This is a genomic window from Streptomyces capoamus (assembly GCF_014654935.1).
GTDB classification, from domain to species: Bacteria; Actinomycetota; Actinomycetes; order Streptomycetales; family Streptomycetaceae; genus Streptomyces; species Streptomyces capoamus.
The window spans coordinates 172,420-184,372 of record NZ_BNBF01000002.1; the positions used below are offsets into that span (position 1 = coordinate 172,420).

The window sequence follows — 11,953 nt, forward strand, 5'->3', positions numbered from 1 at the left end:
CGGCCGCACGGCGCCGTCCTTCGCCCCCGCCGACGCACCCACCGCCGCGCCCGCCTGCGCGCCCTGGGCCGGGATTCCGCCGCGGTCGCGGTACCGGCGCCGGCGGCGCAGCCGCCAGGCCCGCGCGGTCAGCGCCACCGGCAGCGCGAACACCAGCGTCCAGACCCCGGCCGCACCCCCCGTCCGCCACCACGGCGGGCCGAGGCGGGCCAGGACCGCCACGCCCATGGGGCCGCCCGCCAGCCCGGCGAGCAGGGCGACGGCCGCCGCGCAGACCAGCGCCGTGAGCAGGACCACCCCGGCGGTCCGGCCGGCCGACCAGCGGGCCCGCGCCGGCGCCCCGGACGCGGACCGCCGTACGGCCGCCCGGGCCACGAACCACCCCGCCGTCATCCCGGCCACCGCCGGCACCACGCCCGCCACCCAGTTCTGCGGCGTTCCGGCGCCCGGCTCGGGCACCGCGGCCAGCAGCGGGAACGGCGGCAGCAACGGGGCCGGGTGGGAGGCGAGCGGCTGGACCAGGTGCCCGGTGCCGAGCAGGAAGCCGGGGCCGAGCGCGTAGGACGCGGCCCAGACCGCCGCGTTGGGGACCAGCGCGACACCCAGCAGCAGCACCGCGAACCGGCCCGTCCAGCCCTCCGTGAGCTGCAGGAAGGAGGCCCGCGCCGGCTCGCCGTGCCACACCAGCGACACCCCGACCAGCAGTGCGCCGCCGCCGAGCAGCACCGCCGTCGCGGCACCGGTGGCGCGGGCCGCGGCACCCAGCCGGGCCCCCGCGTCCGTACCGAACACCAGCCGCCGCACCGGGCCGGGCACCACCACCAGGGCGCGCAGCACGGGCTCGGCCGGACGGCCGTACGCCGACCACACTCCGGTGCCGGCCGCGCTCGCCGCGACCAGCGGCAGACACAGCGTCAGCGAGGTCCACTGCGGGCGCAGTTCGCCGGCGGAGCAGTACAGCGCGGCGGCGGCGCCGACCCCCAGGTAGCCGAGGACCACGCCGGCCCACGCGGTGCGCGCCCCCACCGGCGGCGGGCCGTCCGGTTCGGCGGAGGCGTCGGTGGCGTCCCGTGCCGCCCGGTGGACCAGCCACAGCGGCAGGGCGAGCAGCAGCAGCGGGGTGAGGCCGACGGGCATGGGCGTGCCGGAGAGCGTGTCGGTGCGGACGAGTTCGACGCCGTGCGCCAGCAGCCACAGGGCGGCGGCGATGTGCAGCGCGCCGCCCGGTCCGCTGTCCGGGTAGGGCGAGCTGACCCAGAGCACCATGACGAGCACGGACAGCGAGCCGAGGCCCAGTCCGGCCGCGACGGCCCCGCCCAGCAGGCTCGCGGCGAGGCCGGGCGAGCGGTCGCGCACGCGGGAGTACAGGAGCGGCAGCGGGGAGCGGCGAGCGGTCGTCCGGATCACGCACGCCATGCTCCCAACGACACGCGCTTTCCCGTCGTAACAGGCGAACTTCCGAAGTGTCGCCCAATATATGTTTATGTTCTTTTTCGTACGGAAGGGTGCATGGTGAAGACACAGAGCCCCGAGCCGACGGACCCTCAGAAACGGTCATCGCAGGCGTGTCTGACAGGGGGAAAGACCAGCCGGCTGACGCCCGCTCAGGCCTTCGACGCGCTGTACGCCTTCTGCGCACCCGCCCTCGTACGCCAGACCTACCTGCTCACCGGGCGCCGGGAGCTGGCCCGCGAGTCCGTGGAGCGGGCCTTCCAGCTGGCCTGGCAGCGCTGGCCGGAGGTGGCCCGGGACCGGGATCCGGCGGGCTGGGTGCGGGCGGTGGCGTACGACTGCGCGCTCTCCCCCTGGCACCGCTTCCGCCCCCGCTACCGGTCCCCGGAACCACCGCCCGCCGACCCTGCCGACCGCGCACTGCTGCACACGCTGCTGGAACTGCCGGCGTCCTACCGGCGCACCCTCGTCCTGTACGACGGTGTGGGACTCGACCTGCCGGAGACGGCGGCCGAGACCGAGTCCAGCACACCGGCCGCCGCGAACCGGCTCACCCACGCGCGGGAGGCGGTGGCCGCGCGGCTGCCGGAACTGGCCGATCCCGCCGAACTGCACCGCCGCCTGCTGGAACTGGCCTCCACGGAGCACCTGCGGGCGGCGCGGCCGACGGTGGTGCGCACCGGGTGCGAACGCCGGAACGTCTTCTGGACCCGGGCCGCCATCGCCTTCACGGTCACGATCATCGGCGCGACGACGCTCACGCTGCGCACGGCACCGACGCGCTACCAGGCCCCGGTCGCCCCGGCCCAGGCGGTGCAGGGCGTGCCGCCCCCAGCCGCCGCGGGCCCGCTCTCCCGCAAGGAGCAGGCCCTGCGGGCCAAGCTGCACCGGGAGGCGCCCGGCCCGCAGCGGGTGTTCCCGGAACCGCGGTGAGGGGCCGGGTGCCCCCGCCGTAGGGGTGCGGCGGGCGTCGTGCGGGCGGGAACGGCGGCAGGCCCGCCCCCGGTGCGGGGAACGGGCCTACCGACAGGTGCTGCGCGGTGTCAGGCGCTCAGGATCTCGCGGGCGAGCTTGGCCGTCTCGGTCGGCGTCTTGCCGACCTTGACGCCCGCGGCCTCGAGGGCCTCCTTCTTGGCCTGGGCGGTGCCGGAGGAGCCGGAGACGATGGCGCCGGCGTGGCCCATGGTCTTGCCCTCGGGCGCGGTGAAGCCCGCGACGTAGCCGACGACCGGCTTGGTCACGTTCTCCTTGATGAACGCGGCCGCGCGCTCCTCGGCGTCGCCGCCGATCTCACCGATCATCACGATCAGGTCGGTGTCGGGGTCGTCCTGGAACGCGGCCAGGGCGTCGATGTGCGTGGTGCCGATGATCGGGTCGCCACCGATGCCGACGGCGGTGGAGAAGCCGATGTCGCGCAGCTCGTACATCATCTGGTACGTCAGCGTGCCGGACTTCGACACCAGGCCGATGCGGCCCGGCTTGGTGATGTCGCCCGGGATGATGCCGACGTTCGACTGGCCCGGGGTGATGATGCCGGGGCAGTTCGGGCCGATGATCCGGGTCTTGTTGCCCTTCTTGCCGGCGTACGACCAGAAGGACGCCGTGTCGTGCACCGCGATGCCCTCGGTGATCACGACGGCCAGCGGGATCTCGGCGTCGATGGCCTCGACGACCGCGTCCTTGGTGAACTTCTCCGGCACGAAGATGACGGAGACGTTGGCGCCGGTGGCCTCGACGGCCTCCTTGACGGTGCCGAAGACGGGTACCTCGGTGCCGTCGAAGTCCACGGTCTGACCCGCCTTGCGCGGGTTGACGCCGCCCACGACGTTCGTGCCGTCACCGAGCATGAGCTTGGTGTGCTTCATGCCGGTGGCACCGGTCATGCCCTGGACGATGACCTTGCTGTCCTTGTTGAGCCAGATAGCCATGGTGTGTTGGTGTCCTCGTCCTGAGTGCTTACTTGGCGGCGGCCAGCTCGGCGGCCTTGTCGGCCGCGCCGTCCATGGTGTCGACGCGCTGCACCAGCGGGTGGGCGGCGTCGGTGAGGATCTTCCGGCCCAGCTCGGCGTTGTTGCCGTCGAGGCGGACGACGAGCGGCTTCTCGACCTTCTCGCCGCGGTCCTCCAGGAGCTTCAGGGCCTGCACGATGCCGTTGGCGACCTCGTCGCAGGCGGTGATGCCACCGAAGACGTTCACGAAGACGGACTTGACGTCCGGGTCGCCCAGGATGATCTCCAGGCCGTTCGCCATCACCTGGGCGGAGGCGCCGCCGCCGATGTCCAGGAAGTTGGCGGGCTTGACGCCACCGTGCTTCTCACCGGCGTACGCGACGACGTCCAGGGTGCTCATGACGAGACCGGCGCCGTTGCCGATGATGCCGACCTCGCCGTCGAGCTTGACGTAGTTGAGGTTCTTCTCCTTGGCGGCCGCCTCGAGCGGGTTGGCGGCGGCCTTGTCGTGGAGCTCCTCGTACTCGGGGTGACGGAACTCGGCGTTGTCGTCCAGCGACACCTTGCCGTCGAGGGCGATGACCTCGCCGGAGGCGACCTTCGCGAGCGGGTTGACCTCCACCAGGAGGGCGTCCGACTTGATGAAGGTGTCCCACAGCTTGACCAGGACGTTGACGACCTTGTCCGCGACCTCGGCCGGGAACTTGGCGGCCTCGACGATCTCGCGGGCCTTGGCCTCGTCCACGCCGTCGATCGGGTCGATCGCGGTCTTGGCGACGGCCTCCGGACGGGTGGCCGCCACCTCCTCGATCTCCATGCCGCCCTCGACGGAGGCGATGGAGAGGAAGGTGCGGTTCGCACGGTCGAGGAGGAAGGAGACGTAGTACTCCTCGAGGATCTCCGGAGCGGTCTCGGCGATCATGACCTTGTGGACCGTGTGGCCCTTGATGTCCATGCCGAGGATGTCCGTCGCGCGGGCGACGGCCTCGTCCGCGGAGGCGGCCAGCTTGACGCCACCGGCCTTGCCACGACCACCGACCTTCACCTGCGCCTTGACGACGGACTTGCCGCCCAGACGCTCGGTGATCTCGCGCGCCGCCTCAGGCGTGTCGATGACTTCACCGGCCAGCACCGGTACATCGTGCTTGGCGAAGAGGTCCCTCGCCTGGTACTCGAACAGGTCCACGCGCTTCCGTCCCTATCAGTGATCTCGCGGTTCGTTGGATGCGTGGGCGTGCCGCGAAGGGCAACGTGACGTCCGCTTGTCACAAGGGAGGCGCACACGGTGTCCGAGCGCGCGGCATGTCCGTCTCGCAGGTTATCGCCGCTTGCGGGGGCTCCCTAAATCGAGGGTCACACGTGAGCGGTGATACCTGTCACATGATGCCGGGTTCCCTGGCACGGGGTGCCGCCACATCGCTCCGGTTCGGGCGGTGTGCGAGGCCTCACCGGGCTGGGGTCGACCCGGTGAGACCCCCCTGGCGGCCCCGGGCGACCGGGGCCGGGGCGCTTGGTCCCCACCCCAATGGGGGCCACCCGCCCCGTCCGCGGGACACCGCCCGGACGAGCCGACGGCTTTCGGCCGCCCGGGACCGGCCGCCCCGCGGAAGCTGCACCGGACACCCGGTCCGGCCGCCCACCGGGTGCCCGCGCTCGGCCCGTTCCACTCACGCGGTGTCCGGGACGGGCAGCGGCCGCTTCTCCAGGGCGGCCGCCATCACCTCCGGGAACAGGTCGGGGGTGCAGGCGAAGGCCGGCGCGCCGAGCGCGGCGAGCGCCGCCGCGTGGTCGCGGTCGTAGGCGGGCGCCCCCTCGTCCGACAGCGCGAGCAGCGCGACGAACTGCACGCCGGACGCCTTCATCGCCGCGACCCGCTTGAGCATCTCCTCGCGGATACCGCCCTCGTACAGGTCGCTGATCAGCACGAGGACGGTCTCGGCCGGCCGGGTGATCTGCGCCTGGCAGTAGGCGAGCGCCCGGTTGATGTCCGTGCCGCCGCCGAGCTGGGTGCCGAAGAGCACATCGACGGGGTCGTCCAGCTGGTCGGTGAGGTCGGCGACCGCCGTGTCGAAGACGACCAGCCGGGTACTGATCGACCGCATCGAGGCGAGGACCGCGCCGAACACGGACGCGTACACCACCGAGGACGCCATCGACCCGGACTGGTCGATGCAGAGCACGACCTCCTTCTTCACCGAGCGCGCGGCCCGCCCGTAGCCGATGAGCCGTTCGGGGACGACCGTGCGGTACTCCGGCAGGTAGTGCTTGAGGTTGGCCGCGACGGTGCGGTTCCAGTCGATGTCGTGGTGGCGCGGCCGGCTGACGCGGGCGCTGCGGTCCAGGGCGCCGCTGAGGGTGGCCCGGGTACGGGTGGCGAGCCGCTTCTCCAGGTCCTCGACCACCTTGCGCACGACCGCGCGGGCCGTCTCGCGGGTCGTCTCCGGCATCGCCTTGTGCAGCGAGAGCAGCGTGCCGACCAGGTGCACGTCGGCCTCCACCGCCTCCAGCATCTCCGGCTCCAGCAGCAAGGAGGCGAGACCGAGCCGGTCGATGGCGTCGCGCTGCATGACCTGGACGACGGAGGACGGGAAGTAGCGGCGGATGTCCCCGAGCCAGCGCGCCACGGACGGCGCGGAGGCCCCCAGCCCCGCCGACCGGTCCCGGCCGGACTGCGGTCTGTCGCCCCGGCCGTAGAGCGCGGCCAGCGTGCCGTCCATCGCCGCGTCCGGACCGGACAGCGCGTATCCCGTGCCGTCGGCCTGGTCCCCGCCGAGCACCAGCCGCCAGCGCCGCAGGCGCTCCCGCGCGGGTTCCACCGGTTCGGCGGTGGCCGCCGTCGCAGCCGTCACCGCCGTGGTCGTGCTGCCGGTCGTGTCCGTCATGTGCCCGCTCCCATGAGGCAGTCGTCGTACGGCGCACCGGGCGCCGCCGTGTACGTCGCTTCGCGCGCGGCCTGGTGTGCCGGGGCGCGCCGGGCGCCGTGCGGCCGGGTGTGCGCCGCGCCGGGCGGGGTGGCGTCGTCCCCGTCGAGGCCGAGCAGCAGCCGCAGCACCGGGAGCACGGCGTCGGCGCGGCCGGTGTCCGGTTCGGCGGCGAACCCGGGGACGGCGGCCTGCCGGGCGGCGGCCGCTTCCGGCCGGTCCCCCGGGCCGCGCCGGACCAGTTCGCCGAGGGTTCTGCGCACCCCCGGCTCGTACGCCGCGAAGGTGCGCCGCAGCAGGGGCAGTACGTCCGTGAAGGCCTCCGCCGGCACCCCGGTCAGCCAGGTGTCGAGCAGGCCGAGCAGCCGCTCGTCGTGCACCAGCAGCAGCCCGCCCCCGCCCCCGGCGAAACCCTCGACCCAGGCGGCGGCAGCGGGCGGCGGGGTGGCCGGTGAGAGGGCGAGCCCCATCAGCCGCGCCGCCTCCCCGGCCGGCAGCGCCCCGTCGTCCAGCAACAGCCGCACGGCCCGCCCCCGGACGACCCCGGGCGCGTTGTCCCGCAGGGCCAGCGCGCGCAGCACGGCCCGCCAGCGCCCCCGGATCCCCTCACCACGCTCCCGCGCCCGGGGCCCCCCGCGCTCCCCCCGGGCCGGGCCCTGACCACCGCCGCCACCGTCGGCTCCGGCCGCCCCCTCGGCACCGGCCGGCACGCCCGTCAGGCTCTCCGCCAGGAGGCCCACCGCCGTGTGCACGGCGTCCACGTGGCCGCGCATCTCGTCCGCCGCGTCCGTGTCGAGTGCGGTGCAGGCCGGCGGCAGGCCGACGAAGACCCGTTCGGCGAGACCCGCCGCGACCCCGGCCAGCGCGCGGGTGTCGGTGCCCCGCACGTCGCCGTAGCGCAGGGAGCGGACGAGGGCGGGCAGGGCCTGGGCGAGGTGGCCGACGTCGCTGTCCAGGGCCGCCCGGTCGGCGAGCACCCGCATGACCACGGGCAGCGCCTCCGGCAGCCCGGCCAGCAGGCACTGCTCGGCGAGCGCCGTGACGTCGGCGAGGGCGCGTGCCGCCACCGCGTCCGCCTCCGCCCTGGCCCGGGCCGCCGCCCGTACGGTCGTCCCCCACACACCCGCCTCGGCGACCCGCACGGACAGCTCCGGCTCCCAGCGCAGCCGCCAGGTCTCCCGGAAGGTGCCCGTGCTCCCCCGGGACCGGGCCGGCTCCCCCCAGCCGACGCCGAGCAGCCGCAGCCGGTGCAGCAGCCTGCTGCGGCCGGCGTCGGTGTCCCCGCGCAGGTCCAGCTCCAGCTCGCGCTCCAGCGCCTCCGGCTTGAGCCGCAGCGAGCGCTGCCGGCGGGCCAGGTCGCGCTGCAGCGGCACGGCGGGCGCCGACTCCGGGACCTCGCCGAGGACGTCACCGACCACCAGCCGGTCGTGCACCAGGGCCAGCGGTACGTCCGAGCCCTCGCACAGCACCGCGCGTACCGCGTCGGTGGTCTCCCCCAGGCCGGGCAGCGGCCGGCCGCGCAGCGCCGCCAGGGTCTCCGCGAGCCGTACGGCCTCGATGACGTGCGCGGAGGACACGATCCGGTCCTCCTCGCGCAACAGCCCGGCCACCTTGGTCAGCCACCGCTCGACCGGCCGGTCCGGGGCGCGGAACAGGTGCCCGTACCAGCCCGGGGAGTCGATGCCCGCGCCGTACCCGCCGGCCCGGGCCAGCCTGCGGTGCGTCCACGGCACCCAGGTCAGGTCGGTCTTGACCTTGGGCAGGCCCCGCAGCAGCGCCCGGTCCGCCGTGACGGTCGTCCTCTCCCGCAGCGCCGGCACGTGCCAGGCCCCGCACACGACGGCCACGGCGTCCCCGAACTCCTTGCGCGCGTCCCGCAGCCGGAGCCGCATGTGCGCCTCGCGGACGAGGTCCCGGGAGTGCCCGCCGGCGCCGTACCGTTCGCGCAGCGCGCCCATCGCCTCGGCCACCGCCGCGAACGGCGCGAACGGGTCACGGGCGCCCGGCCCCCGGTGCTCGACGACGTCCTCCCACCAGCGCTCGGGATCGTCGTACCCGGCGGCCTCGGCGAGCACGGCGAGCGGATCGACGCGCACGTCCTCGCCACGACCGTGCGCGAAGCCGGGATCGTGCCCGGCGTCGGGGTCGTGCCCGGCGTCGGGCCCGGCACCGGAGCCGGGGTCGTGACCCGCCTCGGAGCCGGGGTCGTGGCCGGCCTGGGGCCCGGCACCGGAGTCGGGGCCGGCGTCCGCACGGGGGCCGGCACCGGGGGCCGGCGCGGGGCCGGGCTCCCCCGTTCCCCGCTCCCACGCGAGCGTGTGCGTGGCCGGGAGGTCGATGAAGCGGGCCGGGACGCCGTGCTCCACGGCCCAGCGGATGGCCACCCACTCGGGGCTGAACTCGGCGAACGGCCAGAACGCCGAGCGGCCGGGTTCGTCCACGGCATGGGCGAGCAGCGCGACCGGGGGCCGCAGGCCCGGGTCGGCGGCGAGCGGGATCAGCGCGTCGGCCTCGGGCGGGCCCTCGATCAGGACGGCGGCCGGGGGCGCGGCGTCCAGCGCGGCCCGCACCGCGCGCGCGGAACCGGGACCGTGGTGCCGTACGCCGAGCAGCAGCGGCCCGGCGGCGTACACCGTGCCCCCGTCCCCGCCCGTCACGCGCTCACCTCGCGGCAGGCGCGGTAGAAGTCGGTCCAGTCGTCGCGCTCGCGGACGACCGTCTCCAGGTACTCCTGCCAGACGACCCGGTCGGCCGCCGGGTCCCGGACGACGGCGCCGAGGATGCCCGCGGCGACGTCCGCCGCACGCAGCACGCCGTCGCCGAAGTGGGTGGCGAGCGCAAGGCCGTTGGTGACGACGGAGATGGCCTCCGCCGTGGACAGCGTGCCGCTGGGGGACTTCAGCTTGGTACGCCCGTCGGCGGTGACGCCGTCGCGCAGCTCGCGGAAGACGGTGACGACCCGGCGGATCTCCTCGATGCCGTCGGGCGCGGCCGGCAGCTCCAGGGAGCGGCCCAGCTGCTCGACCCGGCGGGTGACGATGTCGACCTCGGCGTCGGCGCTCTCCGGCAGCGGCAGCACCACGGTGTTGAAGCGGCGGCGCAGCGCGCTGGACAGCTCGTTGACCCCGCGGTCGCGGTCGTTGGCGGTGGCGATGAGGTTGAAGCCGCGGACCGCCTGGACCTCCTCGCCCAGCTCGGGGACCGGCAGGGTCTTCTCGGACAGGATCGTGATCAGCGTGTCCTGCACGTCCGCCGGGATACGGGTCAGCTCCTCCACGCGGGCCGTCATGCCCTCGGCCATGGCGCGCATGACGGGGCTGGGCACGAGGGCGTCCCGGCTCGGGCCGTGGGCGAGCAGCCGCGCGTAGTTCCAGCCGTACCGGATCGCCTCCTCCGGGGTGCCGGCCGTGCCCTGCACCAGCAGCGTCGAGTCACCGCTGACCGCGGCGGCCAGGTGCTCCGACACCCAGGTCTTCGCGGTGCCCGGCACACCGAGCAGCAGCAGCGCGCGGTCGGTGGCCAGCGTGGTGACGGCGACCTCGACGATGCGGCGCGGCCCCACGTACTTGGGGGTGATCACGGTGCCGTCCGGCAGCGTGCCGCCGAGCAGGTACGTCGCCACCGCCCACGGCGACAGCTTCCAGCGGGCCGGGCGCGGGCGGTCGTCCTGCGCGGCGAGCGCGGCGAGTTCGGCCGCGAAGGCGTGCTCGGCGTGCGGTCGCAGCGCCTGCGCGGTCTCGTCGCGGTCGGGTGCGGCGGTCGTCGCTTCCACGGACACAGTCATGGCTGAGGCCCCCTCCAGCTCGGCCGGTTCGGATCTGGCATCCACCGTGCACCACGCCACTGACAATCGCTCTGACCTGCACAGACGTCGCCGCCGGGCCCATTGTCAGTGGGGGGACCTACCGTCGGTGGCATGACTGAGCAGGGGGTGCGCTGGACCACGGAGCAGGTGCTGGCACTGGCGCCTGACGCCGCGTCACGCAAAGCAGGGAGCAGGCTCGGGGCGGCCGGGCCGTGGTCCGGGACCGGAAGCGCAGAGGGGACGGTGTGGGGGCTGTGCAAGGGCAGCGGCAGCAAGCCGTACCAGACGGTGGTGGACCTGGCCGGCGCGGCGGGTCCGGCCTACAGGTGCAGTTGTCCGAGCCGTAAGTTCCCGTGCAAGCACGCGCTCGGCCTGCTCCTGCTGTGGGCGGGCGACGAGGGGGCGGTGCCGGCCGGCGCGCAGCCGCCGGACTGGGCCGGGCAGTGGCTCGCGGACCGGCGCGGACGCGCCGCGGCGAAGGAGACGCGGGCGGGGGCCGGTGCGGCCCCGGGACCCGCCGACCCGGACGCGGCCCGGCGGCGGTCCGAGCGCCGGGCCGAGCGGGTCACGGCGGGCACGACCGAGCTGGAGCAGCGCCTGACGGACCTGTTGCGCGGCGGCCTGGCCGCGGCCGAGCAGACCGGATACGCCCTGTGGGACGAGACGGCGGCCCGCATGGTGGACGCCCAGGCACCCGGGCTGGCCGCGCGCGTGCGGGAACTGGGGGCCGTCCCGGCGTCCGGCGCGGGCTGGCCGGCGCGGCTGCTGGAGGAGTGCGCGCTGCTGCACCTGCTCGACCAGGGCTGGCTGCACCGCGACCGGCTGCCTCAGGCCCTCGCGGCCACGGTCCGCGCCCGGCTCGGCCTGCCCGCCGCACCGGACGGCCCGCCGGTGCGCGACCGATGGCTGGTCCTCGCCCAGTACGACACGGCGGACCCGAAACTGACGACCCGCCGGACCTGGCTGCACGGCGCCGCGTCCGGCGGGACCCGGCTGCTGCTGTCCTACGGCGCGGCGGGCCGGGCACCGGAGCTGTCCCTGCCGGTCGGCCTGGCCCTGGACGCGGAGCTGACGGCGTACCCGGGCTCCGGCCAGGTCCGGTCCGCCCTGGGCGAGCGGTTCGCCCCGCCGGCCCCGGCCGCGTTCCGCCCGCCGGGGGTGACCACCGCCGAGGCGGCCGCCCGCTACGGCGCGGCCCTGCGCGACGACCCCTGGCTGGACGCCGTCCCGGTCACCCTGGACCGGGTGGTACCGGTCCCGGACGGCGACCGGTGGCAGCTGGCCGACGCCGACTCGGACACGGCCCTGCCGCTGAGCCGGGCCGCCCGCTCCCGGCCCGGTCTGTGGCGGCTGGTCGCGCTGTCCGGCGGCGCCCCCGTCACGGTCTTCGGCGAGTGCGGTCACCGCGGCTTCACCCCGCTCACGGCCTGGCCGGAGGAGACGGGTGAGGCGGTGCCGCTGTGCTGACCGGCGGTACGGACACACACGCAGGCAGGCGAGGGGAAAGGCACCCCATGAACGGGACACCGGCCGGCGGGGGCACCACGGCGCCGGACACTTCCTGGGAGGAGCTGGTCACCAACGCGCTCCTCGGCACGGACCGGCGGCCACCGGCACACGCGGCGCCCGGCCGGCCGGCCCCGGTGGCGCTGCTCGACGCGGCCGCCGTGGCGACCGTACGGCGGCGGGCCGGACTGCGGCCCGCGCGGGCGGCACGACGGCCCGAGCGCGCGCCCGCCGACCCCCGCCCGGCGCTGCCCGCGCCGGCGGCGCGCCGGCTCACCACCCTGCTGGCCGACCGGTCCGCGGGCGGTTCCGGCGGCCGG

At 75.5% G+C, this 11,953-nt stretch carries 9 protein-coding genes; 3 read left to right on the forward strand and 6 right to left on the reverse strand.

Translation table 11 applies throughout. The annotated features are described in order from the left end of the window. On the reverse strand, positions 1-1,416 hold a 1,416-nt coding region (locus IE312_RS04315), incomplete at its 3' end, for a cell division protein PerM (protein WP_229899025.1). Positions 1,417-1,509: 93 nt separating this feature from the next. Here IE312_RS04315 and IE312_RS04320 point away from each other — a divergent pair. After that, a complete protein-coding gene (locus IE312_RS04320; RefSeq protein ID WP_370467507.1) occupies positions 1,510-2,385 on the forward strand; it encodes an RNA polymerase sigma factor in 876 nt (291 codons plus the stop codon). Positions 2,386-2,495: 110 nt separating this feature from the next. On the opposite strand, the gene sucD is transcribed toward IE312_RS04320, so the two are convergent. The 5 genes from sucD to IE312_RS04345 form a co-directional block, all read right to left on the reverse strand. Beyond that, complete coding sequence (sucD, locus tag IE312_RS04325) at positions 2,496-3,380, reverse strand: succinate--CoA ligase subunit alpha (protein WP_189978543.1); 885 nt, start codon at positions 3,378-3,380, stop codon at positions 2,496-2,498. Between the two features lie 28 nt (positions 3,381-3,408). Beyond that, the gene (gene sucC / locus IE312_RS04330) at positions 3,409-4,587 is read right to left on the reverse strand and encodes an ADP-forming succinate--CoA ligase subunit beta (RefSeq protein WP_189978544.1); all 1,179 of its coding nucleotides are present in this window, start codon (positions 4,585-4,587) and stop codon (positions 3,409-3,411) included. 481 nt (positions 4,588-5,068) lie between these two features. Beyond that, positions 5,069-6,283, reverse strand: coding sequence for a VWA domain-containing protein (locus tag IE312_RS04335; RefSeq protein ID WP_229899026.1), 1,215 nt, complete (start codon positions 6,281-6,283; stop codon positions 5,069-5,071). After that, entirely contained in the window at positions 6,280-8,979 is a 2,700-nt protein-coding gene (locus IE312_RS04340; RefSeq protein WP_189978545.1) for a DUF5682 family protein, read from the reverse strand. Before IE312_RS04340 ends, IE312_RS04335 begins: the two co-directional genes overlap by 4 nt. Continuing rightward, complete coding sequence (locus tag IE312_RS04345) at positions 8,976-10,106, reverse strand: ATP-binding protein (protein WP_189978546.1); 1,131 nt, start codon at positions 10,104-10,106, stop codon at positions 8,976-8,978. Before IE312_RS04345 ends, IE312_RS04340 begins: the two co-directional genes overlap by 4 nt. A 132-nt stretch (positions 10,107-10,238) precedes the next feature. On the opposite strand from IE312_RS04345, the gene IE312_RS04350 reads away from it, so the two are divergent. Beyond that, positions 10,239-11,594, forward strand: a complete 1,356-nt coding sequence (locus IE312_RS04350; RefSeq protein ID WP_189978547.1) for an SWIM zinc finger family protein — start codon at positions 10,239-10,241, stop codon at positions 11,592-11,594. A 47-nt stretch (positions 11,595-11,641) separates the two neighbouring features. After that, on the forward strand, positions 11,642-11,953 hold a 312-nt coding region (locus IE312_RS38700; protein ID WP_502266955.1), incomplete at its 3' end, for a DUF5691 domain-containing protein.